General features: G+C 65.5%; 30 protein-coding genes. 14 read left to right on the top strand and 16 right to left on the bottom strand.

The genetic code is table 11. From position 1 onward, the window contains the following. Positions 1-39: 39 nt before the first annotated feature. A complete protein-coding gene (locus G570_RS07850; RefSeq protein ID WP_425423555.1) occupies positions 40-249 on the bottom strand; it encodes a hypothetical protein in 210 nt (69 codons plus the stop codon). Between the two features lie 114 nt (positions 250-363). Between G570_RS07850 and G570_RS13720 the strand changes: the two genes are divergently transcribed. After that, positions 364-534, top strand: a complete 171-nt coding sequence (locus G570_RS13720; RefSeq protein ID WP_156930391.1) for a hypothetical protein — start codon at positions 364-366, stop codon at positions 532-534. Between the two features lies 1 nt (position 535). On the opposite strand, the gene G570_RS07845 is transcribed toward G570_RS13720, so the two are convergent. Next, positions 536-1,186 (bottom strand): S24 family peptidase, encoded by a 651-nt coding sequence (locus G570_RS07845; protein WP_037503989.1) that lies wholly within the window; start codon positions 1,184-1,186, stop codon positions 536-538. A gap of 97 nt (positions 1,187-1,283) precedes the next feature. Between G570_RS07845 and G570_RS13850 the strand changes: the two genes are divergently transcribed. Both G570_RS13850 and G570_RS07840 read left to right on the top strand, forming a co-directional pair. Then, positions 1,284-1,457, top strand: a complete 174-nt coding sequence (locus G570_RS13850; protein WP_169731741.1) for a hypothetical protein — start codon at positions 1,284-1,286, stop codon at positions 1,455-1,457. Further along, the gene (locus tag G570_RS07840) at positions 1,454-1,786 is read left to right on the top strand and encodes a hypothetical protein (RefSeq protein ID WP_051504173.1); all 333 of its coding nucleotides are present in this window, start codon (positions 1,454-1,456) and stop codon (positions 1,784-1,786) included. Before G570_RS13850 ends, G570_RS07840 begins: the two co-directional genes overlap by 4 nt. An 8-nt stretch (positions 1,787-1,794) precedes the next feature. On the opposite strand, the gene G570_RS07835 is transcribed toward G570_RS07840, so the two are convergent. Further along, a complete protein-coding gene (locus G570_RS07835) occupies positions 1,795-2,286 on the bottom strand; it encodes a hypothetical protein (RefSeq protein WP_156930390.1) in 492 nt (163 codons plus the stop codon). A gap of 25 nt (positions 2,287-2,311) precedes the next feature. Then, a complete protein-coding gene (locus G570_RS07830) occupies positions 2,312-2,854 on the bottom strand; it encodes a type 1 glutamine amidotransferase domain-containing protein (protein WP_037500941.1) in 543 nt (180 codons plus the stop codon). Between the two features lie 89 nt (positions 2,855-2,943). On the opposite strand from G570_RS07830, the gene G570_RS07825 reads away from it, so the two are divergent. Together G570_RS07825 and G570_RS07820 are read left to right on the top strand one after the other, a co-directional pair. Continuing rightward, entirely contained in the window at positions 2,944-3,972 is a 1,029-nt protein-coding gene (locus tag G570_RS07825; RefSeq protein WP_037500938.1) for a DNA topoisomerase IB, read from the top strand. Between the two features lie 31 nt (positions 3,973-4,003). Then, positions 4,004-5,272, top strand: a complete 1,269-nt coding sequence (locus tag G570_RS07820) for a mechanosensitive ion channel family protein (protein WP_051504171.1) — start codon at positions 4,004-4,006, stop codon at positions 5,270-5,272. Here the strand turns inward: G570_RS07820 and G570_RS13415 are convergent. Next, positions 5,176-6,231 (bottom strand): DUF2167 domain-containing protein, encoded by a 1,056-nt coding sequence (locus G570_RS13415; RefSeq protein WP_169731740.1) that lies wholly within the window; start codon positions 6,229-6,231, stop codon positions 5,176-5,178. The two genes, G570_RS07820 and G570_RS13415, sit on opposite strands and share 97 nt — an antisense overlap. Positions 6,232-6,401: 170 nt before the next feature. Here G570_RS13415 and G570_RS07810 point away from each other — a divergent pair, with 170 nt between their 5' ends. From G570_RS07810 to G570_RS07800, 3 genes are all read left to right on the top strand, one after another. Further along, positions 6,402-6,857: a MaoC family dehydratase gene (locus G570_RS07810; protein ID WP_037500932.1), complete on the top strand. Its 456-nt coding sequence runs from the start codon at positions 6,402-6,404 to the stop codon at positions 6,855-6,857. 13 nt (positions 6,858-6,870) lie between these two features. Next, positions 6,871-8,055, top strand: a complete 1,185-nt coding sequence (locus G570_RS07805) for an acetyl-CoA C-acyltransferase (protein ID WP_037500929.1) — start codon at positions 6,871-6,873, stop codon at positions 8,053-8,055. Positions 8,056-8,236: 181 nt separating this feature from the next. Further along, positions 8,237-8,863 (top strand): DUF4126 domain-containing protein, encoded by a 627-nt coding sequence (locus tag G570_RS07800; protein ID WP_156930388.1) that lies wholly within the window; start codon positions 8,237-8,239, stop codon positions 8,861-8,863. On the opposite strand, the gene G570_RS07795 is transcribed toward G570_RS07800, so the two are convergent. Beyond that, positions 8,860-10,089, bottom strand: coding sequence for a polyhydroxyalkanoate depolymerase (locus G570_RS07795; RefSeq protein ID WP_037500923.1), 1,230 nt, complete (start codon positions 10,087-10,089; stop codon positions 8,860-8,862). The two genes, G570_RS07800 and G570_RS07795, sit on opposite strands and share 4 nt — an antisense overlap. Positions 10,090-10,224: 135 nt before the next feature. Here G570_RS07795 and G570_RS07790 point away from each other — a divergent pair, with 135 nt between their 5' ends. Further along, positions 10,225-11,997 carry an ABC transporter transmembrane domain-containing protein gene (locus G570_RS07790; protein WP_037500920.1) on the top strand — a complete coding sequence of 591 codons (1,773 nt, stop codon included), beginning with the start codon at positions 10,225-10,227 and terminating at the stop codon, positions 11,995-11,997. Here the strand turns inward: G570_RS07790 and G570_RS07785 are convergent. After that, a complete protein-coding gene (locus tag G570_RS07785; RefSeq protein ID WP_037500917.1) occupies positions 11,994-12,662 on the bottom strand; it encodes a hypothetical protein in 669 nt (222 codons plus the stop codon). The genes G570_RS07790 and G570_RS07785 overlap by 4 nt on opposite strands. 93 nt (positions 12,663-12,755) lie before the next feature. Here G570_RS07785 and msrB point away from each other — a divergent pair, with 93 nt between their 5' ends. Together msrB and G570_RS07775 are read left to right on the top strand one after the other, a co-directional pair. Continuing rightward, complete coding sequence (gene msrB, locus G570_RS07780) at positions 12,756-13,262, top strand: peptide-methionine (R)-S-oxide reductase MsrB (protein ID WP_425423554.1); 507 nt, start codon at positions 12,756-12,758, stop codon at positions 13,260-13,262. A 155-nt stretch (positions 13,263-13,417) separates the two neighbouring features. Beyond that, the gene (locus tag G570_RS07775; protein WP_037500914.1) at positions 13,418-15,532 is read left to right on the top strand and encodes a M13 family metallopeptidase; all 2,115 of its coding nucleotides are present in this window, start codon (positions 13,418-13,420) and stop codon (positions 15,530-15,532) included. Between the two features lie 21 nt (positions 15,533-15,553). Here the strand turns inward: G570_RS07775 and G570_RS07770 are convergent, their stop codons facing one another. The 8 genes from G570_RS07770 to G570_RS07735 form a co-directional block, all read right to left on the bottom strand. Beyond that, positions 15,554-16,327: a hypothetical protein gene (locus G570_RS07770; protein ID WP_037500911.1), complete on the bottom strand. Its 774-nt coding sequence runs from the start codon at positions 16,325-16,327 to the stop codon at positions 15,554-15,556. Between the two features lie 56 nt (positions 16,328-16,383). After that, complete coding sequence (locus G570_RS07765) at positions 16,384-16,824, bottom strand: ExbD/TolR family protein (protein WP_037500908.1); 441 nt, start codon at positions 16,822-16,824, stop codon at positions 16,384-16,386. 110 nt (positions 16,825-16,934) lie between these two features. Then, positions 16,935-17,369, bottom strand: a complete 435-nt coding sequence (locus G570_RS07760) for an ExbD/TolR family protein (RefSeq protein ID WP_425423553.1) — start codon at positions 17,367-17,369, stop codon at positions 16,935-16,937. Between the two features lie 15 nt (positions 17,370-17,384). After that, a complete protein-coding gene (locus G570_RS07755; protein WP_037500901.1) occupies positions 17,385-17,870 on the bottom strand; it encodes an ExbD/TolR family protein in 486 nt (161 codons plus the stop codon). Between the two features lie 80 nt (positions 17,871-17,950). Continuing rightward, complete coding sequence (locus G570_RS07750) at positions 17,951-18,700, bottom strand: MotA/TolQ/ExbB proton channel family protein (protein WP_037500898.1); 750 nt, start codon at positions 18,698-18,700, stop codon at positions 17,951-17,953. A gap of 52 nt (positions 18,701-18,752) precedes the next feature. Continuing rightward, the gene (locus G570_RS07745; protein WP_037500895.1) at positions 18,753-19,421 is read right to left on the bottom strand and encodes an energy transducer TonB; all 669 of its coding nucleotides are present in this window, start codon (positions 19,419-19,421) and stop codon (positions 18,753-18,755) included. A 212-nt stretch (positions 19,422-19,633) separates the two neighbouring features. Next, a complete protein-coding gene (locus G570_RS07740; RefSeq protein ID WP_037500892.1) occupies positions 19,634-20,053 on the bottom strand; it encodes a dihydroneopterin aldolase in 420 nt (139 codons plus the stop codon). Further along, positions 20,050-20,778, bottom strand: a complete 729-nt coding sequence (locus tag G570_RS07735; protein WP_037500888.1) for an SDR family oxidoreductase — start codon at positions 20,776-20,778, stop codon at positions 20,050-20,052. The genes G570_RS07740 and G570_RS07735 overlap by 4 nt, the downstream gene beginning before the upstream one ends. Positions 20,779-20,826: 48 nt before the next feature. Between G570_RS07735 and G570_RS07730 the strand changes: the two genes are divergently transcribed. The 3 genes from G570_RS07730 to G570_RS07720 are packed head-to-tail and all read left to right on the top strand — an operon-like array spanning position 20,827 to position 23,137. Then, positions 20,827-21,390, top strand: a complete 564-nt coding sequence (locus G570_RS07730; RefSeq protein WP_037500885.1) for a DUF1285 domain-containing protein — start codon at positions 20,827-20,829, stop codon at positions 21,388-21,390. Further along, positions 21,387-21,962 carry a CoA pyrophosphatase gene (locus G570_RS07725; RefSeq protein ID WP_037500882.1) on the top strand — a complete coding sequence of 192 codons (576 nt, stop codon included), beginning with the start codon at positions 21,387-21,389 and terminating at the stop codon, positions 21,960-21,962. Before G570_RS07730 ends, G570_RS07725 begins: the two co-directional genes overlap by 4 nt. Continuing rightward, a complete protein-coding gene (locus tag G570_RS07720) occupies positions 21,959-23,137 on the top strand; it encodes a CCA tRNA nucleotidyltransferase (RefSeq protein WP_037500879.1) in 1,179 nt (392 codons plus the stop codon). The genes G570_RS07725 and G570_RS07720 overlap by 4 nt, the downstream gene beginning before the upstream one ends. Here the strand turns inward: G570_RS07720 and G570_RS07715 are convergent. After that, positions 23,131-23,409 (bottom strand): PilZ domain-containing protein, encoded by a 279-nt coding sequence (locus tag G570_RS07715; RefSeq protein WP_037500876.1) that lies wholly within the window; start codon positions 23,407-23,409, stop codon positions 23,131-23,133. The two genes, G570_RS07720 and G570_RS07715, sit on opposite strands and share 7 nt — an antisense overlap. Positions 23,410-23,441 lie beyond the last annotated feature (32 nt).

Genomic DNA, 23,441 nt, shown 5'->3' with positions numbered 1-23,441 from the left:
CGTGCGCATGCACGCCGCGCAGGACCGTGTCGGTCCGGATTAGTGGATGGTGCCGCCGACCTCGTCGGCGCTCAGCGTCGCGATCACGCGTTCGATCTGGCGCCAATGGCAGAACCGGATGACATTGCCTCGGTCGCGGCTATCTTCGGCGCGCGCAGCCGCCTCGAACCCGGCGTCGTCGCCATAGGTTTCGATGAGCTTCGCCGCATCCTCAAGCGCGGCGCGACCGGAAATGAAGGGCATGTCCATAGCCCCGCCTTACGCCCGCGCCGCTTGCCATTCGGCGGACAAGCGCGGTCAACGAAGCGTCAACCATGTTTCGCGGACTGGCGCATAAGCACCGCTTCTGGCAAGGCGCCGGACATGGAACCACGCAAGACCATGCATGCCGGCGGCATCTTCCTTTTCCTCGGCCCGGTGATCGGCGCACTTTACGGCATCGGCAGGGGCGAGCCCGTCATGTGGATGTTCTACGGCTTTGCGGCGGGCGTCGTGCTGGCGCTGCTGACCTGGCTGTGGGACCGCCGCCGCTAGATCAGGCGACCTTGCGCCCGGCCCAGATGACGCGGCCGATGCACTGGATTTCGTCGAGGCCGCAATCGGGCAGATCGCCGTAGGCCGGATTGTCCGACTGGACCGTGACCCGACGTCCGACCGGATGGATGGCCAGGCGCTTGACCAACAGGGTCCCGTCGACCCGCAACACGTATATCCCGTCGCGCAGCCGCTCGCCCGCATCGCCGAGGTCGACCAATATGTCGTCGCCCGCATTGAGCGTGGGCGCCATCGAATCGCCTTCGACCCGAATCACCTCAAGTCGCTCCGCCGGACTGGCGGTCAGTCGGCGCAGCCATTGCTGGTCGAACCCGAAATAGGGACGCCGGCGTTCGGCGTCGGGCATCGCGCCAGGACCGGCCGAGGCGAACACTTCCGCCCGCTGGACCGGAACGAGCGCTCCGAAGTCGGTCGCCCCTTCCCCATCCGCGCCGCCCAGGCTGGCCTCCGGGATGTCGAAGTAGCGCGCCAGGATGCGCCGTTCGCGCTCCGGCAGCGACTTGGGCGTGCCCTTGCGGACATATTGCTGGATGTAGGCCGGGTTGCGGCCCACCAGCCGCGACAGGGCGGCGAAGTTTTCCCCTCGCTCGGCACAAAGGGATTCCAGATATTCTCGAGGATTCGGCAGCATGTTCACGATATAATCCTAGGAAATTTCCTAGACAAGTAGGAAATGCGTTGAGACACAGGGGTGCGCCGAGTCGTAGAGTTAGCGGGGAAGTCCAATCGTGCACCTACTTCACAATGTCGAAAAATATCTCCGGGCAAGCAACGTCGCACCGACCCGTTTCGGACGAGACGCGGTGGGGGATCCGCGGTTCGTGTTCGACCTGCGCAACGGGCGCGAGCAGCGTCCGGTCACCGTCGCCCGCGTGTTGAATTATCTGGAGTCCGCACGATGATGAAACTAGCCATGTCGCCCCCCGCCGCGGCCTTGCTCCGCTCCCTGCTCAACCGGGCAGGAGTCGATCGCAGCCGCATCCTGCTGACCGAATTCAAGTCGGTCGACTGGCAATCGCTGACCTTTGTCGGCGAACGCCACGAAATCGAACTGCGGATCCCCGCGCCGGACGCGGCGGCGATCGCCGCGCGCCTCCATGCCGGACTGAGGGAAGAGGAATTCGACCTGTCGGGACACGTCGTTGCCGACATTCAGCTTGCCCGTCCGCCGGTCGAGCACCGCGACGGTGCGATCACGCTCGAGATCGAGGCTTTGACCATCGCGGAATAGGAAATGTCCTAGCGCAGAGATGCGCGGATATTAGACAGGGCGGCGTGCAGGGCGGCCGACGCATCGGCTGTCGGCCGCGCCGCCTCGTCGACTGCCGGCATGGCACGGGGGGCGCGATCCGGTTCGCGGCCGAGATAATCCTCGATCCGCGCCACCAGCGCGGCGGGCGAGCTGTCGACGGTGCCGAACAGCGCAACGACGCGCGAATCCTCGGTTGGCTGAGCGATTGGGTCGTCGAGCAGCAACTCCTCCGGCTCATCGTGCGCCGGATCGTCGAACGCTGCAGGTTCGAACGCAAACGCCTGTTGTCCGTCCGGGGTGATGCGCGCCAACAGGCTCGATCCCACCATGAACCCGGCCGCCACGCCCATCGCGCCCAACTTGGGTCCGCCGGTCAACAAGCAGGCATAGCCGACCAGCGCCGCGAACAGCAGCGATGCGACCCACTCGACCAACCGGTCCGCGCGATTCGGTGTGAACCCTTCCATTGCCGCCAGCATTAAGGGGAAATGATAAATAGCTGGTTTAGGCGCGGGCCTCGATCGCCGCGATCAACGCCTCGGTGAAGGCTGGAACGTCGTCGGGATTGCGGCTGGTCACGATATTGCCGTCGGTCACGGCCGCTTCGTCCACCACATTCGCACCGGCATTTTTGAGGTCAGTACGGATCGAGGGCCAGCTCGTCGCCTTGCGCCCGCGAAGGAGGTCGGCCTCGACCAACAGCCAGGGCGCATGACAGATCGCCGCCACCGGCTTCCCGGTGTTGGCAAATTCGCGGATCAGCGCCAGCGCGGCTTCGTTGGTGCGCAGGTGATCGGGATTGCTCACCCCGCCCGGCAGCAGCAGGGCGTCGAAATCGGCGGCGGTCGCATCGGCGATGGCGATGTCGGCCCCGATCGTCTTGCCCGGCTCGTCGCGCACCGTGCCCATGATCTCCTTGACCTCCGGCGCGGCGATGGTGACGTGCGCGCCCTTGCCCAGCAGGATCTCGCGCGGGCCGAACAATTCGCTCTCCTCGAAACGATCGCTGGCCATGATCAATATCTTGGCGTCGCCGATGGCGGGCATGTTTATTCCTTCGTTTGGGTGGCCCCGGGCGGAACCGGCGCGCCGCTGTGGATTTATCAACTCACCCCAACGAGTGAAGGCGTTAAAAGATGCTCCGCCACAGCAGCGACAGCGAACCCGGCTATACCCGCACCAAGCACGGTCGCTACTGGCAATATTTCGACGAGAGCGGCAAGCGTGTCACCGACCGCGACGAGATCGATCGCCTCAACGCCATCGCCCTGCCCCCGGCCTACACCGACGCCTGGTTCTGCAAGGACGCCAACGGCCATATCCAGGCGACCGGAAAGGATGCGCGGGGCAGGAAGCAATATCGCTACCACCCCGACTACCGCGCCAAGCAGGACGCGTCGAAATATGAGGGCTGCCTTGAGTTCGGCGAAGCGCTGCCCAAGCTCCGCGCGCAGGTCGAAATGGATTTGCGCAAGCGTAGCCTGACGCGCGAAGCGGTGATCGCGGCGGTCGTCCGACTGCTCGACAAGGAGCATATCCGCATCGGCAATGAACAATATGCCCGCACCAACAAAAGCTTCGGCGCCACCACCTTGCGCACCCGCCATGTCCGCAAGAAGGGCGCGTCGCTGGCGATGAAATTCACGGGCAAGCACGGCATCATCCACGAAGTGCGGCTGACCGACGCCAACCTGAAGCGGATCATCAGGCGCTGCCAGGACCTTCCGGGCCAGATGCTGTTCCAATATGAAGGCGACGACGGCACGCCCCGCGCCGTCACCAGCGCCGACGTCAACGCCTATATCCGCGAGGCGACCGGCTGCGACTTCACCGCCAAGCATTTCCGCACATGGGGCGCCAGCGTCATCTTTTTCGAACAGCTGCTGGATTCCGCCGAAGCGGAAAAGCTCAGCCTGAAGTCGGTGCTCGAGCCGGTCGCCGAAGCGCTAGGCAATACGCCCGCGATCAGCCGCAAATCCTATGTCCACCCGCGCCTGATCGAAGCGGTCCAGGCCGACCCGCGCGACCCGCTCCACGGCATGGCACGCCCGCGTCCGCGCAAGCGCCTGTCGACCGCTGAGACCGGCTTCCTGAAATTCCTCAAGGCCCGGCCGAAGCGGGCGCGCCGCAAGAGCGCGCCTGCGCCGCTGGCCAAGGCCGCTTGAAACTTCCGACGCTTCCGGCCCATTATCCGGCATGAATTTGATCCCTTCGGCCGCGGCTGCCGCCAATCCGACCATCACCGATCGCGCCGGGAAGCTGGCGAGCCACGTTGAAAAGATCGACCGTCCGGTGACCGGAACCATCGACTGGATCGCCGGCAACCTGAACGGACTCGCGGTCGGCGCACTTGTCGCCACCGGCATCGTCGGCCTGATGCTGCTGCTGCGCACGCTCGGTCGCCGCATCCACGATCAGGACCCGACCTGCGAAGGCTGGCGCGGGGTGGTCGGCAACGTCCTGTCGAAGACCGGCATCCTGTTCATGGTCGTCGCGGCGATCGACATCGTCGTCAGCTACACCGCCGTCCCGCCCAAGCTGGCGCATGTCGTCGATGTGGCCTTCACGATCTGCTGGGCGCTGCAGATGGCGATCTGGGCGCGCGAGCTCATCATCGGCATCATCCGCAGCCGTGTCGGCGACGATCCAGGGGCCTCGACGCTCGGCAACGCAATGGGCATCATCCGCGTCCTCGTCAGCGTCGCCGCCTTCGCCATCGCCGCGATCGTCATCCTCGACAATCTGGGGGTCAACGTGACTGCGCTTGTCGCTGGCCTCGGCGTCGGCGGCATTGCCATCGGCCTCGCCGCGCAGGGCATCTTCTCAGACCTGTTTGCAGGCCTGTCGATCGTCTTCGACCGCCCGTTCCGGCGCGGCGATATCATCCGCTACGGCGGAGCTGCGGGCAGCGTCGGCACGGTCGAGCGCATCGGCATGAAGACCACCCGCCTGCGCGCCATGAGCGGCGAGCAGTTGATCATCGCCAATACCAAGCTGCTCGACCAGGAACTGACCAACGTCGCCGAAGCCAAGGTCCGCCGGACGTGGCTGCCGTTCGGCCTCACCTACCAGACGTCGCCCGAGGTGATCGAGCGGCTGCCCGAGGTCATGACCGAGATCCTGAAGCCGCTGAAGACCTGCAAGCTGGTGCGCTGCGTCGCGACCCAGTTCGGGCCGAGTTCGATCGACTGCGAACTGGTTTACGACGACCGCTCGACCGACGCCGACACGCTGGCGCGGCACAAGTCCGACATTATCCTTGGCATCATGAAGCGCTTTGCCGCCGACCGGATCGATTTCGCCTATCCGACGCAGACGACCTTCACCGCTGCGCCGGACGGGACGATGATCATGCCCTATGCGACCGTTCAGCCGGTCGCGCCGGTGTCGGACGCGTCCGCGCTTGCGGGCGCTTCGGGTGCATCGGGTGCTTCAGGCAAGGGCTCGACCGGCGCTTCGTCATAGCCATAGTCGTCGGCCACCTCTTCGCTACCGCCGAAACCGAGCTTGCGCTTGATCCAGGCAAAGGCGCCGGCTGCGGCCGCAATCACCAGAACCAGCCCTTTCTTGAGGAACAGCAGCAGTATGCCGAGAAGTCCGACCTTCTTGGCCACCGCCACCCCGGCACCAGCCGCGACCAGCCCGGCAAGGCCGTAATCCGCCATATGGTCGGTCGATGAATCGAAGTCGGCATAGCGCGATCCGGCGTCGAACTGGACCGTCTGCCCCAGCTCCTTGGCCGCCTCGCGAACCTCGCCGATGCGGTCCATGCTGGTGACCATGTTCATGCTCAGCACGCCGGTCCGCGCCAGCTTGCGCACGTCGTAGTTGAGCGTGTTCACCTGCTCACCGTCGAACTTGATGTTGCGCGCCCAGATCAGCGTTTTCGATGCGCTGTCGTACGTCGGCGCCTGGGCCCATCCGACCAGGTGGACGCCGCCATATCCAGCCTCCTTGCGCGCCGCATTTTCGTCCGCCTCGCCCGACCGCATGTCGCTCAGCACCGAATCATAATCTTCCGATGCCGCGTCCTTGTCGTCGATATGACCACTGTCGTCGTAGGTCAGCACGGCGCCCCAAGTGCCGTCGTAAAAGTGGGCGCCCTTAGGAAACACCATGCCCAGCACGTCGCTGGCGGCTTCCGGCGGGTTGCCCCACGCATCGACCAGCACCTTCTTCGCGTCCTCGGCAGGCAGGTAATAATATTGGTCGCCAAGGTTTAGCGACGCCTTGCCGCCGGCCAGTTTCACCACCCCGCTCTGCGGATGCAGCGCCCGCTCGAACGCCAGCACCTTTTCCCGCTCCGCGGGCGGCACATCCTTCAGCGCATCCTCTGCCGCCGGGTCGACCCGCGCCGCGGCGATCGCAGGCACGGCCGACACGAAAAGGCCGGCCGCAGCCAGCGTCATCACATACTTCTTCACTGGATCCCCCGATCGTCTGTTCGCCCTCTCCCGAGCGTTGCCGACTATCGGCAATCGGATTCGCATCTGTCAAAGCAATTGATGGTTTCCGCGCGTTGACCAGCTTGCCGTAGCGTCACCGCAACAGGGCTTGCCAGCGGCTTCGCGAGGGGCCTAGGACGACCCTCGACATGCCCATCGCCAGCATTGAGGACATCCGCGCAAAAGTCGGCCAGACGGTCGGCGTTTCCGGCTGGATCGAGGTAACGCAAGACCGGATCCAGCAGTTCGCCGACGCGACCGAGGACCATCAGTTCATCCATATCGACCCGGCGCTCGCCGCGCAGACGCCGTTCGGCGGGACCATCGCCCACGGCTTCCTGTCGCTGTCGCTCTTGAGCCGCATGGCCGCCGACGTGATGATGGTGCCCGACACCACGAAAATGGCCGTCAATTACGGCCTCGACCGCGTCCGCTTCCTCGCGCCGGTCAAGTCCGGCAAGCGCGTCCGCGGCCACTTCACGCTCGACGCCGCCGACGAAAAGGCGCCGGGCCAGCTTCTTTTGAAACACACCGTCACGGTCGAAATCGAAGGCGAGGAGCGGCCTGCGCTCACCGCCCAGTGGCTCGGCCTCATTTTCACCTAAGGGAGAGACCTTCATGTCCGCTCGCGACGCCGTCATCGTTTCCACCGCCCGCACGCCGATCGGCCGCGCCTACAAGGGCGCGTTCAACGCCACCCCCGGCGCGACACTCGGCGCCCTCTCCCTCGCCCCCGCGATCGAACGCGCCGGCATCGAAGCGGGCGAGATCGACGACGTCGTGTGGGGCTGCGTCCTCACCCAGGGCGTCCAGGCCGGCAACATCGCCCGCCAGGTCGCGCTGCGCGCCGGGTGCCCGGTCGGCGTCAGCGGCCAGACCATCGATCGCCAGTGCGCATCGGGCCTGATGGCCATCGCCACTGCCGCCAAGCAGGTCATCATCGACCGCATGGATATCGTCGCGGCCGGCGGCCAGGACAGCATTTCGCTCGTCCAGACCCCCGAAATGCGGATCGGCGGCGACCCCTCGCTCGTCGCGATGCACAAGGACGTCTACATGCCGATGCTCGGCACCGCCGAAACCGTCGCCCAGCGCTACGGCATCAGCCGTGAAGCGCAGGACGAATATGCCCTCCGCAGCCAGCAGCGCACCGCCGCCGCGCAGGCCGAAGGCCGCTTCGACGCCGAAATCGTCCCCGCCACCGTCACCATGACCGTCAAGGACAAGGAAACGGGCGAAGTCTCCAAGCGCGAAATCACCGCGTCGAAGGACGAAGGCAACCGCGCCGACACCACGCTCGAAGGCCTCGCTTCGCTGAACCCGGTGCTCGGCCCCAACACCCACATCACCGCGGGCAACGCCAGCCAGCTCAGCGACGGCTCCTCGGCCTGCATCGTCATGGACGCCAGCGTCGCCGAAAAGCGCGGCCTCGAACCGCTCGGCCGCTACATCGGCATGGCGGTGGCGGGCACCGAGCCCGACGAAATGGGCATCGGCCCGGTCTTCGCGGTGCCCAAGCTGCTCGAACGCTACGGCCTCAAGATGGACGACATCGGCCTGTGGGAACTCAATGAAGCCTTCGCAGTGCAGGTCCTCTACTGCCGCGACAAGCTCGGCATCCCCGATGAACTGCTCAACGTCGACGGCGGCGCGATCTCGATCGGCCACCCCTACGGCATGAGCGGCGCGCGCTTGGCGGGCCACGCATTGATTGAGGGCAAGCGCCGCGGCGCTCGCTACGTCGTTACCACCATGTGCATCGGCGGCGGCATGGGCGGCGCGGGATTGTTTGAGGTCCTGTAGCCGCCGCGGATAAGCCAAACGGAGCGAAGCGAGTGCGGCTTATCCAAGAGACGGCGAGGGCCGGCCAGCCTCGCGAAGCGGAGGACTGACGTCACGGGGACTTGCTCCCCGTGACGGCCCCTTGCGCCAACGCCCATTCTCCCGCACCCTTCCACCCCCAAGCGTAAGGAGGGTCGCCGCCTTGTCACCAGTCGAACTCATGGCGCTCGCCGCCTCCACCAGCCTCCTCGCCGGTTGGCGCCTCTACCTCGTGACGCTCGTCACCGGCCTCGCGATGAAGTTCGGCTATGTCGCGCTGCCAGAACATCTCCATGGGCTCGACATTCTCGCCAACAACTGGATCCTCGCCATTTCGGCGGTCGGCACCTTCGCCGAATTTTTCGCCGACAAGATCGCTTACGTCGACACCATCTGGGACGGCATCCACAGCGTCATCCGCCCGCTCGGCGGCGCGTTGCTGAGCCTTGCCATCGTCGACAGCGCCGATCCGACGTGGCAGGTCGCCAGCTTCCTCCTCGGCGGCGGCGCGGCCTTCATGGCCCATGCCGGCAAGGCTGGCGCCCGCGCCATGGTCAATGTCAGCCCCGAACCCTTCAGCAACGTGCTGGTCTCGACCGCGGAGGACGTCGCCACCGGCGGCCTCCTCGCGCTGGCCATCGCCAACCCGGTCGCCGCCGCGCTGGTCGCGCTGTGCCTGGTCGTGCTTTCGATCTGGCTGGTCGTCGCCGCCCGCCGCGCGATCAAGGGCTTCCTCGAAAAGGTCGCTCCGCCCCGCCCGATTAAGGACGTGACGCCGCCTACCGCCTAGGCGTTCGCCGCGATAAATTTCTCGAGCACCGGCGCGATTTTCTCGCGCCATTTGCGGCCGTTGAAGATGCCGTAGTGGCCGACTTCCTTGGCCATCAGATATTGCTTCTTCGCCGCCGGCAGCTTCACCGCCAGGTCGAGCGCGGCCTTGGTCTGGCCAATGCCGCTGATGTCGTCCCGCTCACCCTCGATCGCCATCAACGCGGTGTCGCGGATCGCGCCCGGATCGACCCGCTTGCCGCGGTGCATATATTCGCCCTTGGGCAGCGCGTGGGTCTGGAACACGACGTCGATCGTCTGCAGGTAGAATTCCGCCGTCATGTCGCAAACCGAAAGATATTCGTCGTAGAATTTGCGCGTCGCGTCCGCGCTTTCATCGTCGCCGACGACGAGGTGCTTGAACATCTCCCAATGGCTCATCAGGTGGCTGCCCAGATTCATGGTCATGAAGCCCGCCAGCTGCAGGAAGCCCGGATAGACCTTCCGCCCCGCACCCGGGTAGATCATCGGCACGGTGGCGATCACGTTCTGCTGGAACCAGCCGTGCGGCCGTTCGGTCGCCAGCGTGTTGACCGCGGTCGGCGCCTTGCGCGTATCGACCGGCCCGCCCATCATGGTTAGCGTCTTGGGCCGCGCCGGGTTCTTGTCGCCGTTCATGATCGCGGTAGCGGCATAGGCCGGCACCGACGGCTGGCACACCGCCAGCATGTGCGGTCGCTGCCCTGTGGTTTCCTTCACCGCCTCGCAGAATAGGATGACGTAATCGACATAGTCGTCGAGGTCGAACTTGCCCGCGTCCAGCGGCACCATCTTCGCGTCGCGCCAGTCGGTGATGTAGACGTCATGCTTCGGCAGCATCCGTTCGACCGTGCCGCGCAGCAGGGTCGCATAATGGCCCGACATTGGCGCGACGATCAGCAGCGGCTCCCCCTGCTCGTCCGACAGCTTCCTGAACCGCTTGAGCTGGCCGAAGTCCTTGCGCAGCACGATATCCTCATCGACCGCGACTTCCTTCTTGCCGACCATCACGCTTTCGATGCCGAATTCGGGCTTGCCGCGCGGCGCGCTGGCATGGGCGAAGACACCGAGTCCCGCCGCCACGATCGGACCCATCGAGCTGTAACCGAAGGGATTGGTCGGATTGTTGAGCCATCCCGCGCCGAGGTTCGCCAGCTTGCTCGCGCCGGTCAGCAGCGAGCGTTGCACCTCATAGGCGTCATAGAGCATTTATTTTCCTTGATTGCTTCAGCACGTGGCGACGGTTGTGGGCCTGCTTTGCGCCCCTATCAACCGAAATGCTGCGCCGCACACGCTGCAATGCGGTGATTGAGGCAATGCGGCCACACTGCTAGGGCAGGCGCCATGGCCACCGTCCAGAATGCGCCCAAGGGCAAGTCGATTTCCAGTCTCGGCATGGTTTGGGGGTTCGCCAAGCGCTACCCCGGTCATATCGTCGCCGCCGCCATCGCCCTGCTGGTCGCCGCCGCCGCGACCTCGGGCGTGCCTTACGCCTTCAAGTTGATCATCGACCGCGGCTTTTCCGGATCAGGCGAGATCGGTCGCTGGTTTGAATATCTGCTGCTGCTGGTGATCGTCATGGCGCTGGCGACCGCGACGCGCTTCTATTTCGTCAGCTGGCTGGGCGAGCGTGTCGTCGCCGACATCCGCCTCGCCGTCCACCGCAACCTGCTGCGCCTCGCCCCCGGCTTCTTCGAGGAAAACCGCCCGGCCGAAATCACCAGCCGCATCACCGTCGACACCACGATCATCGAACAGGTCGTCGGCACCACCATTTCGGTCGCGCTGCGCAACCTCGTTATGGGCGTCGCCTGCGCCGGCATCCTCGTCTGGCTGGCGCCGAAGCTCGCCGGCATGATCCTGCTCGGCGTCCCCTTGATCGTCTTCCCGATCGTCTTTTTGGGCCGCAAGGTCCGTGCGGTGTCGACCCGCACGCAGGATCGCATCGCCGACGTCGGCACCGTCACCAGCGAAGTGCTCGGCGCGATGAAGATCGTCCAGGCCTTCAACCAGCAAGGCCGCGAAGCGCAGCGCTTCACCGACGCCACCGAAAGCGTCTTCGCCACCGCAAAGAAGCGCATCGGCCTGCGCGCGGTAATGACCTTCATCATCATCGCGCTGATGTTCTCGGCGATCACCTTCGTCATCTGGCAAGGTGCGATCGACGTTGCCGCAGGCCGCATCACCGGCGGCACCATCGCCGCCTTCGTCCTGTACGGAGGCCTGCTGGCAGGCGCATTCGGGGCCTTGAGCGAAGTCTATGGCGACCTGCTCCGCGCCGCTGGTGCATCCGAGCGGCTGCACGAATTGCTGTCGGCAGAACCCGACATCGCGCCGCCCGCCAATCCCGTGCCGCTGCCGACCCCGGCGGAAGGGCGGCTGCAGTTCGACAACGTCACCTTCCACTATCCTACCCGTCCCGACACCTCGGCGCTGGAAGGCTTCACGCTCGACGTCCGCCCGAACGAGCGGCTTGCGGTCGTCGGCCCGTCCGGCGCGGGCAAGACCACGCTCTTCCAACTCGCCCAGCGTTTCTACGACCCACAGGGCGGGCGCGTGCTGATGGACGGCGTCGACCTTCGCGATGCCGACCCCGCCGATGTCCGCCAGCGCATGGCCATGGTCCCGCAGGACGTCGTCATCTTCGCCGCCAGTGCCCGCGACAACTTGCGCTACGGCAACTGGGACGCGACCGACGAGGACATCTGGGCCGCCGCGCGCGATGCCAATGCCGAGGAATTTCTGCGCAAGCTGCCGGACGGCCTCGACACCTACATGGGCGAAGGCGGCGCGCGCCTTTCGGGCGGCCAGCGCCAGCGCATCGCCATCGCCCGTGCCCTGCTGCGCCGCGACGCGCCGTTACTCCTTCTCGACGAAGCGACGTCCGCGCTTGACGCCGAAAGCGAACGACTGGTGCAGCAGGCGCTCGACCGGCTGATGGGTCAGCGCACGACCATCGTCATCGCCCACCGCCTCGCCACCGTCCGCGCCGCCGACCGTATCATCGTGCTCGACGGCGGCCGCATCGTCGAGGAAGGCACTCACGCCTCGCTGACCGCCAAAGACGGCCTCTACGCCAAGCTGGCGCGGCTGCAGTTCGACGGCGCCGCCGCCTAGCGGAAGAAAAAACCGAACAGCAGCAACAGCGCGCACCACTGAAGGAACATCAGCAATGCTTGTCCAAATCCGCGGACGAGCGAACAACCCAGCTCGCGCCGAAACCAGGCGGTTTCGACGGCAAGCAGCCAGATGTTGGCCAGCAACATCAGCGGAAGCCAATAATGGGGCTTGGCCTTCAGCCATGATGCGCCGATCGTAAGGATCAGGTTGAAAACCAGCGCGTAAAGCGCCGCCGCGTAGCATTGCGCGTAGAAGGGCGCGCGCACGTTTTGCTTGTCGAGATGGCCGCCTCGCGCTTTCACCAGCCGCCGCGCAGCGGTCAGCGGCAACAGTCCGAACATGATCGCGCGAAACTCGATAAGGTTGGAGTCACTGGTAATGAAGCGGCTTAGGCCGCTGCTGCTCTTGATCAACTCGTCCCCGGTCCCGGCGCCCAATTCGACCGCGTGGATCAGCAGAAGGCTCAGGAACAGGAAAAGCGGCGGCCCGACGATATCGTCGAACTGCATCTCCTCGCTCTCGGCCAATTCGCTCTCGACCGACAGCATGGTCCGCACCGGCCTTGTAAGAATGCGCCATACGGTAATGGGGTAGAAGAGCAGCCAGCTCAGGACTTCGTAAAGCAGTTCGTCAAGCGACTGGATCAGCTTGTAAAAGTCCATGCCCCGCCTCCGTTCATCGGCAGGAAAGCGCGGACGTGCTCGACTGGCAACTGAAACTTTTCCGGCTGCCGGCGCGAATGGCAGTCGACACCGATGGAGACGATCATGCTCAGCGCCACCCCGTTCGACCGCCGCGCCGCCCTTGGCTTGGGCGGAATTGGACTGCTCGGCGCGATGACGCTGGCGGCGCGCCCGTCGACCGCCGCGGCGCGCTACGAAGTCAGCTTTACCCCGGCGCAGTGGCGCGCCCGCCTTGGCGACGAGCGCTTTCGCATCCTGCGCGAAGCCAGCACCGAATATCCCTTCACCAGCCCGCTTCTGAAGGAGCATCGCAAGGGCACATTCGTCTGCGCCGGCTGCGCCCTGCCCCTCTTCTCGTCCACCACCAAGTTCGACAGCGGCACCGGCTGGCCCAGCTTCTACGCCGCGCTGCCTAACGCCGTCCTGTACGACCGCGACCTCAGCCTCGGCATGCTGCGCACCGAAGAACATTGCCGCCGCTGCGGCGGGCACCTCGGCCATGTCTTCGACGATGGCCCGCGCCCGACCGGAAAACGCCATTGCATCAACGGCCTTTCGCTTCGTTTCCGCCCCGCCTGATCCGCAGCATTCCAAAATTGCTTGTCGGCTGCACGACTTAGGCAGCGTGGCTTCAACCGTCTGCCGAAACGTGGCGGTCGTTCGTCAATCGCCGCACGACGCGGTCTTCCATCGCCCTACCCTGTGTCCGCGGACTCAACAGAGGGGTGAATGCAATGAATCGTTGGAAATCGACCTTGCTGGCAGGCGGCGCGGTGCTCATCGCCGGCGCGGCCCATGCCCAGCAGCAGCCGGTCAAGGATCCGGACCCGTTCGTCTGGGCCAAGGGCGGCCTCAACCTCGGCGACATCGACAAGAGCGTGAAGCCGGGCGACGACTTCAACGCCTATGTGAACGGTAAGTGGGAAAAGTCGTTCGACATCCCGCCGCAGTTCCCGGGCTATGGCGTCGGCTACGACCTCTATCTCGGCGCCGAGCGTCAGGTGAAGCAGATTATCGACGAAGCGGTCGCGGCCAAGGCGCCCGCGGGCAGCCTGCAGCAGAAGGTCGCCGACACCTTCACCGCCTATAACGATCTCGCCGGCATCAATGCCCGCGGCTTGGCGCCGGCCAAGCCGTGGCTCGATCGCATCCAGGGCGTTTCGAACTATGCGGAGCTGGCGACCCTGTTCGGCCAGCCCGGCATCCCTTCTCCCTTCGGCAGCGGGGTCAGCATCGATCCGGGTGCACCGACGCGCAACACCGTATTCGTCGGCACCGGCGGCATGGGCCTGCCCGACCGCGACAATTATCTCGTCGACAACGACCGCAACAAGGAAATGCGGGCCAAGTACATCGACTATCTGACCTTCCTGCTCGGCAAGGCCGGCTACACCGACCCCAAGGTGTCGGCCCAGGCGGTCTACAACCTCGAACATCGCTTCGCCGAATTGGCGTGGGACCGCGCCCTGTCGCGCAATCCCGCCTTGACCACCAACCGCATGGACTATGCCGGTGTCATGGCGATGTCGAACGGCTTCCCGCTCGACAATTACCTCAAGGCCGCGGGTTACCTGCCGACCGACACCTTCAACGTCGTTCGCGTGCCCCCGACGGCCGATGAACTGGCCAATGCCGGCCTCACCAAGGAACAGGCCGCGAAGCTCGGCGACGGCTTCCCGGGCATGATGAAGCTGATCCCGACGGTGCCGCTCGACACGTGGAAGGCGTGGATGACCACGCAGTTCCTCAACGGCTCAGCGGCCATGCTGCCGACCGAATTCGACGACGCCAACTTCGCCTTCTACGGCCAATATCTGCAGGGCCGCAAAACCCAGCGCGACCGTTGGCAGCGTGCGGTCGCCACGACCAACGCCCTGCTCGGCGAAGCCATCGGCAAGATCTACGTCGATCGCCACTTCCCGCCGGCCAACAAGGTGGCGATGGAACAGCTGGTCGGCAACCTGCGCAAGGCAATGGCCCTCAACATCGCCGAATTGCCGTGGATGACCCCGGCGACCAAGGCCAAGGCCCGCGCCAAGCTCGACGCCTTCGGGGTCAAGATCGGCTACCCGTCGAAATTCAAGACCTATGACGGCGTCGCCATCTCGGCCGACAACCCGATCGCCAACGCGATCGCGGTCGGTGCATGGCAGCGCAGCCAGGATCTCGACGAACTGCGCAAGCCGGTCGACAAGACCAAGTGGCTGATGACCCCGCAAACGGTCAACGCCTATTACATGCCGCCGGCGAACGAGATCGTGTTCCCCGCCGCTTATTTGCAGGCGCCGAACTTCGCGCTCAGCGCCGATCCGGCGGTCAACTATGGCGCGATCGGGGCGACCATCGGCCACGAAATCGGCCACGGTTTCGACGACCAGGGTTCGAAGTATGACGGCACTGGCGCGCTCAACAACTGGTGGACCGACGAAGACCGGGCGACCTTCGACAAGCTGGGCGCCCGCCTGGTCGAACAATATGGCAAGGTCTGCCCGATCGACGACGGCAAGACCTGCATCAACGGCAAGCTGACGCTGGGCGAGAATATCGGCGATATTGGCGGCATCTCGATCGCCTACCGCGCCTATCACCTCTCGCTGAACGGCAAGAAGGCGCCGGTGATCAACGGCCTGACCGGCGACCAGCGCTTCTTTCTGTCCTACGCCCAGCATTGGCGGGACAAGACCCGTCCCGATGCGCTGCGCCAGCAGCTCCAGACCGATCCGCACAGCCCGGATTTCGCCCGGGTGAACGAGGTCGTGCGCAACGTCGACGCCTGGTACAAGGCGTTCAACGTCAAGCCGACCGACAAGCTTTACCTGCCGCCGCAGCAGCGCGTGCGCATCTGGTAAGTTGAATGGAGCGCTGGCGGTTCAGGCCGCCAGCGCTTCGCTTTTCCCGACGCCTTCGACCCATTCCTTGCGCCGCCGGTCGGCCAGGCCGTGCTGCAGCGCATAGAAATGCTGTGCCGGATTGGCGCGGAACGCGGCCGGCAGGAACGGGTCTTCGCGCAGCGTCCGTTCCAGCTTCGCCCAACCCTTCTTGGCGTGACGCGCCACCAGCTGCTCCGGCGTTGGCCGCTGCAAGGCGGCGCGCGCTGCTTTCCCGACAAAGGTCGCATCGACCGCGGCCCAGGCCGTCGCGACCGCCCCGTCGGGATCGCTGCCGATGTCCGCCTCGACCGCCTCGACCAGCGATACCGCGCTCGCCGGGTCGATTGCCTCTCCGTCCCGGCGCCGCGCATGGAGATCGACGAGCCGCCGGGCATGCTCGCCGTCGCAAAGTGCGTCGGCCAGCGCCGGCGTGCCGGCCATGCGATAGGTGCGATAGGCGATCGCGGTCCGCCGGGCCTGCTCGTCGCCCAGCGCTGTACGAAGCGCGGCCAGCGCCTCCAAGGCGGTCTCCTGCGACTTGCGGCCCCGCCACCAGGCGCGGGCCTTGCCCTCCAGCGCTTGCAGCGCGCGGTCGATCTCCATCTGCCGCACGGCTTCCAGCAGCGCCCACCAATGGCCGCCCAGGCTATGGTCGTAGAGATGGTGGAGGACGATCGCGCGCTGGCCGAAATCGCGCGCCCGACCGGCCAAGTCGGCACATTCAAGGTCCAGTTTCTGGGTCAGCCCGTCGCGGTGGGCGGCAATGATGTCCATGCCGCCACCGCTAGCCCTCGATTGGTTGAAAAGCGATTACGCCTGCGACGAGCCGATCAGAAACTTGACGCATAGGCTTCGTTGCCGACGAACCCGAACCGCTTGACCTTCGACTGGGCCGCAATCGCCAATATCTGGTCGACACGGGCATAAGGCGCCGATTGGTCGGGCCTGAAGTGGATTTCAGGTTGCTCCGTCCGCGCCGCGCTCGCGGCCAGCAGGCTGCGCAGGTCGGCGTCGCTGACCGGCATGCCGTTCCATGCCACCGTCCCCTCCTTCGACAGCGTCAGGTCGTTCACCAGTTGCAGCGGCTGGGGCAACGGCGGCGGATCGCCGGGCAAGTCCATTCCGACCTTGTGGCTTTGCGGCGGGATGGTGATGATCAGCATGACCAGCATGACGTCGATCAACGGCGTGGTGTTCATCTCCATCATCGGCTCGACCACCCCTGCCGATGGACCATCCCGACGGATCGCTGCGCCTGCTCCCATCATCATCTCCTCACATCGAAAATGATATGTTGTAACATGTTATTACGCGTCCGCAACTCAAAAGAAAAGGGCGGCCCCTCGCGGGACCGCCCTCAACTCGTTGCGTGCCGTCAGGCTTAGAAGGCCGACATATAGGCTTCGTTACCAACGAACCCCATCTTGCTGACCTTGGCCTGCTTGGTGACCGCCAGAACTTCGTCGACCAGCTCGTAGCGGGCGTTCGGTTCCGGCTGCAGGTGCAGTTCCGGAATGACGTCCATCTGCTGGGTCACGTCGAGATACTGGCGAAGCTGCACCAGGTTCACCGGCGCACCGTTCCACAGCACCTGGCCCGCGGCCGTGATGACGACCTTGTTCTTGACCGGGTCGATCGGCGGCGGCGTGTTGTTCGGGTCATCCTGCGGCAAGTCCAGCTTCACGGCGTGGGTCTGCGGCGGGATGGTGATGATCAGCATGATGAGCAGAACCAGCATGACGTCGATAAGCGGCGTCGTGTTGATTTCCATCATGGGCTCGCCGGCAGCGTTCGAGCCGGTTGTTTGCATCGCCATGGTGGCTAGCTCCTCTTACTGCGCCGCGACGTTCGGCTTGGGCTGGGAGATGAACCCGACCCGCGCAAAACCCGCACGCTGCATCGTGAAGACCGCGCCGCCGATGCACTTGTACGGCGTGTTGACGTCGCCGCGGATGTGCACTTCGGGCATATTTTCTTCGGTCAGATTGTTGACGCCACCGACCTTGGCGATCTGCTTTTCGAGCGCGTCCACGCCCTTGTCGAGCAGTTCCTTGCTCGTCACGGGGGTGAGGCCCCAATAGACTTCGCAATTGCCACCGGCGCCGCCGCGAACGGTCAGCGACACATTCTCCGGCTTGGTTTCGGTGATTTCGTTGCGAACCTTCGGCAGCTCGATCGGCACGGTCTGGATGACGACCGGAATGGCGATAAGGAAGATGATGAGCAGAACCAGCATCACGTCCACGAGGGGCGTGGTGTTGATGTCCGACATCGGGATGTCTTCGTCGCCGTCGTTCTGTCCAACGCTCATTGCCATGAGGTGGGTTTCCTTCTTGAAACTCTAAAATCCGGGGACGGCGGTAGCGGCCACCGCCCCCGGGTATAATCAAGCGTCGCTTAGCGAGCAGCCGTCGCGGTCGGAGCCGGCTTGGCAACCTGCGCCGGCTTGGTCGGCGCGGCCAGGACCGGCTTCACGGCGCCGTTCGACATCAGGAAGCCGTGGACGTCGTTGGTGAACGCGGCCAGATCTTCCATGATCGACTTGTTGCGACGGATCAGCCAGTTGTAGGCGAGCACGGCCGGAACCGCGACGACGAGGCCGAGCGCGGTCATGATCAGCGCTTCACCGACCGGGCCGGCGACGGTCGAGATCGACGCGTCACCCGCCGCACCGATCTTGATCAGCGCGCGGTAGATGCCGACGACGGTACCGAACAGGCCGATGAACGGCGCGGTCGAACCGACGGTCGCGAGGAAGGCCAGGCCTTCGCCGAGACGGGCGCTGATGCCGCCCTGGGCGCGGGCCAGCGAATTCGCCATCCAGTCATGCTGGTCGACCGGGTCGGTCAGCTTGCCATGCTGTTCCTGGGCCAGCAGCGCGTCTTCGACGATCGCACGGTAAGCGCTCTTGGCTTCCAGCTTGGTCGAAGCTTCACGCAGGTTCGGCGCGTTCCAGAAGGACGAGCGGACCTTGTTGCCCTGGTTGATGATCTTCTGCTGCTGGAGCAGCTTGGTGAAGAGGATGTAGAACGAGCCGATCGACATGGTCACCAGGATGATGAACACCGACCAGCTGATGATCCCGCCTTCGTTGAGGGCGTTCCAAATGCCGAAATTCGCACCGGCGGCGGCAGTCAGAAGTTGCATGGTTTGGACTTTCCTATTGAATGGTTTGGTTCAGCGTAACGCGAATTGACGATTATTCGGCGGGAAGCACCCAGCGGATGCGGCCCGAATCGGTCCCCGTCGTCGAGCTACCGTCAGCCAACTTGGCGGGCGAATAGCGTGCGCGACGCTTGAGGATGTTGCAGGTCGCCTGGTCGAGAGCGGCGGAACCGCTCGACGAGGTTACCGAACAGTCGGTGACACGACCGTCCGGACCGATGGTCAGGCGGAAGCCGGTCGTACCCTGCTCTTCGTTGCGGATGGCCGACTGCGGATAGTCGTCGTCCGAAAACAGCGCGAGCAGGTTGCCCTTGGCCTTGGCGGCCTGGGACACCACCGGCTTCGGCGGCGCAGGCGGAGCCGGCGGCGCAGGACGCGCGGTTTCCGTAATCACCGGCGGCGGTGCGACCGGGGTCGCGACAACCGGCGGCGTCGACACGTTCGTGCGAACGATCGGCGGCGGTGCAACCACCTGCGGCGGCGGCGGCGTCGGCTGGTTTTCCGGCGGGGGCGGCGGCTCTTCCGGCGGGGGCGGGGGTTCGTCTTCGACGTCGAACGTCTTCAAGTCCTCGGCTGCTTTCTTGACGACGTTATAGGCAAGGCCCGTCACCAAGGCATATCCGAGCACAATGTGGATGAGCGCGACGATCACGATCGATGCCGTGCGATTCGAACCCATCTGTTTGCGATTGGCGTAGGACATTAAACCGCAAGTCTCCTGTATAGGGATTTCGCGCATGTCGGACCGCGTGGGGGACGCATTCCGGCAATCACGAAAACCGCCAATGTATCAACATATCATCGGCAGATACCGGCCACCCTTAATGAACGCTAAATGGCGGCGCAACGAATTTTGTTCCGATTGTGGCACTTCGGGCGCCGATTCATGGCACCCACGCGTCGTTTCACCGCAGTTTACGGCGTAATTCCCTTGAAGGACGCGATCTCGACACCCACCGCCGACACGTCCGGGTAAACGTCCGGTTTAACGCTGCGGACCCGGATCGCCTCCACCCCGCGGCACGCGGCAATGCGCTGGAAGATGGCATGAACCAGCGTTTCCTGAAGGTTGTATCGCCGTTCGGTCGCCAGCCGGATCACCTCGTCGCGCAGGAAATCGTAATTCCATGCCATGTCGGGGTTGTCGTCGGGCGGCGGGGCATTGTCGTCCAGCCACAGCTCGACCGACACATGCAGCCGCTGCGGGCTTCCGACTTCGAAATCGTGGAAACCGATGTCGGTCGGCACTTCCAGCGATTCGATCACCAGCTTGGTCTGCCGCACTTTCAGATGGTCGGGCACCATGCCGGTCAGCTTCACCACTCGGTCGGTCATTTCGTCTCCAGGAACTGAACATCGCGGTCCAGCGCCATGAAGCGCTGCCCGCCGTCGAGCGCGAGCGTCTGGCCCGTCATCACGCGCGAATCAATAAGGTAGCGGATCGCCGCCACCACGTCGGCCACCTCGACGCCCACCTTCAGCGGGTTGTGCCGGTGGACCTTTTCGAAATTGGCCTCGTCCTGCTCGCCCGACGGCAGCATCAGCGCCGGCGCCACCGCATTGACCCTGATCCCCTTCCCGGCCAGCGCCCGGGCGGCGATTTCGGTCAAGCCCGCCAGCGCATATTTGCTGAGGGTGTAGCTCAGGAAGTCGGGGTTGGGCGCCGCCAGCTTGGCGTCGAGGATATTGACCACCAGCGCCTCGCCGCTCCCGTGCCGCCGCGCCAGTTCGTCGATCAGCAGCATCGGCGCGCGGGCGTTGACCGCCATGTGCGAATCGAATTCGTCGGCATCGGCAGCGCCCAGCCGGTCGTCGCCGAACTTGGCGGCGTTGTTGACCAGCAGGCCCACCGGCCCGGTCGCCGCCGCGGCATCGAACAATATCCGTCCGATCGCCGGGTCGGACAGGTCCGCCGCCACCTTCCCCGCGCTGGCCGGCACATCGTCGTCCGCATTGTGGCAATGGGCGAAGACGTGCCAGCCGTCGGCCAGCAACGCCTCGACGATCTGGCGGCCGACCCGCTTGGCCCCGCCAGTTACGATTGCGACCCTGTTTTCCATCGTTCACGCCCCTACCATCCCGCCTGCCGCTCGCCTACATGGTTGGCGATGCCCGAACGCCATGTCCCCCTCGAAGCTGCCGGACAGAGCCTCGCCGCCCTCGCCGCCGCGATCGACGCGCGTGGCGGGCCGCCGCCGGTCGACCGCTGGAACCCCGACCATTGCGGTCACAGCGAGATGCGAATCGCCAGCGACGGCACCTGGTTCCATCAGGGCACGCCAATCACCCGCCCCGCCATGGTGCGCCTGTTCTCGACGGTCCTGCGCCGCGAGCCGGACGGCAGCCACGTCCTGGTCACCCCGGTCGAAAAGCTGACCATCGAGGTCGACCGCACCCCGTTTCGCGCAACGCAGATGACGATGGAGGGCAGCGGCGAATCGCGGCGCATCGGCCTCACGCTCGACAGCGGCGACGCGCTGATAGTTGGCGCCGACCATCCGCTGACAGTCGTCGACACGCCTGAAGGCCCCTCGCCGCGCGTCCTCGTCCGCTACGGGCTGGAAGCCGAGCTCGCCCGCCCGCTCTATTATGAGCTGGCCGAGATCGCGCTGGCCGAAGGCCGCGATCCGCCCGGCATCTGGTCCGACGGCCGCTTCTTCCCGCTCGCGTGAGTTTCGAGACCCGCCTCCGCGCCGCGCTCGCGGCCCCCGCGCCTGACGGCCTGTGGCCCGGCGACCTTGTCGAAGGGATGCCCGACGTCGGTAGCGCGGCAGCGGTCCTCGTCGCCATCACCGACCGCCCCGCGCCCGGCCTGATCCTAACCGTGCGTCGCTCCGACATGCGCACCCACGCCGGCCAGGTCGCCTTCCCCGGCGGCCGCATCGACGAGGGCGAGGACGCGGTCGCCGCCGCCGTTCGCGAAGCGCATGAGGAAATCGCCCTGCCGCCGCACGAGGTTGAGGTGCTCGGCCTTGCCGACCCCTACCGCACCGTCACCGGCTACGAAGTGACCCCGGTGGTCGGCCTCGTCACCCCGGACCTCGACCTTGCCCCCAATCCGGCCGAAGTCGCCGACTGGTTCGAAGCCCCGCTTGATTTTGTGCTCGATCCCGCCAACCAGCAACGGATGAGCGCAGAGTTTCGCGGCCGACAGCGGCACTACTACCAGATCGACTGGAACGGCCGCCGCATCTGGGGCGCGACCGCGGCGATGCTGGTCAACCTGTCGAAGCGCCTCGCATGAAGCTCGATCCCCAGGCCTGGCTCGCCCGCCCCGGCATTCGCCGCCTGCTGAAGGCGCTCCACGCCGACCAAGGCATCGCCCGCTTCGTCGGCGGCGCGGTGCGCGACCTTCTGCTGGGCGAAGAGCCGGGCGATCTCGACCTTGCCACCACCCACACACCCGAAGAAGTCATCCGCCTGCTCGAGGCCGCCGGCATTAAGGCGATCCCGACCGGCATCGAACATGGCACCATCACCGCCGTGTCGTCCAACACGGTGGTCGAAATCACCACGCTGCGCGCCGACGTGTCGACCGACGGCCGCCGTGCCACGGTCGCCTTTACCGACGACTGGCAGGCCGACGCCTCGCGCCGCGACTTCACCATCAACGCCCTCTACGCCGACCCCTTCACCGGCGAGGTGCACGACTATTTCGGCGGCATGGCCGACCTCAAGGCCCGCACCGTCCGCTTCATCGGCGAGCCGCTGCAGCGCATCGCCGAAGATCATTTGCGCATCCTGCGCTACTTCCGCTTCCACGCCCGCTATGGTGATGGCGCGCCCGATGCCGACGCCCTCGACGCCTGCACCGCCCGCGCCAACGACCTGATGGCCCTGTCGCGCGAACGAATTGCGGACGAATTGCTCAAGCTATTGTCGCTGGCCGATCCCTCGCCGACTATTGCGCTGATGCATGCGCGCGGGCTGTTCGCGCCGGTCATTCCGGAAATCGCCACGACCGAGCGGTTGGCCGGCCTCATCGCGTCCGAACGGGCGGCGGCGATCGCGGCCAACCCGGTTCGCCGCCTCGCCGCGCTGCTGCCGCCGGACCCGGCCACCGCCGACCGCGTCGCGGCGCGGCTCAAATTTTCGAACAAGGCCAAGAAACGCCTAGCCAGCGCAGCCGACCCCGACCTCGGCCTCAATCCGCGCGCCCTCGCCTATCGCATCGGCAGCGCGGAGGCCGTCGACCGCCTGCTCCTGGCCGGAAACGCCGAAGATGCAGCCGCGCTCAAGGACTGGCCCGTCCCGCGCCTCCCGGTTGGCGGCGCACAGATGATGGCGCGGGGCATCGACCAGGGCCCGCGCATCGCCAAGACCCTGCGCGCGATCGAGGATCGGTGGGTGGCCGAAGGCTTCCCCGAGGGTGCGGCGTTCGATGCGATCGTCGACGCCGCGGTCGCCTCAGCTCAATAACCCTCTTCGGGCAGTCGTGCCGGATCGAGGAAGGATGCGCCCGCCTCGTCGCCCAGCGCCCAACGGATCTGCGCCCGATGGACGGTCCCGTCGTCCAGGTGGATTTCAACGAATTCGCCAATGATCAACGTGCCGTCGGTTTCCATCCGGCACCCGTCCTTCGAAATGTCGACGATCGTGACGGGCAACCTGTGCCCCTCGCTGTCGGTGACATCGGCTCCGATATTGGCATCGATCCGCGGCGCGCGTTTGACGTGGCCGGGTGTTCGCATGACCCACCCCCAAATTGGCTACAATCTCTCCG

Source organism: Sphingomonas jaspsi DSM 18422, assembly GCF_000585415.1.
GTDB classification, from domain to species: domain Bacteria; phylum Pseudomonadota; class Alphaproteobacteria; order Sphingomonadales; family Sphingomonadaceae; genus Sphingomicrobium; species Sphingomicrobium jaspsi.
This window is presented reverse-complemented; position numbering and strand designations above follow the sequence as displayed.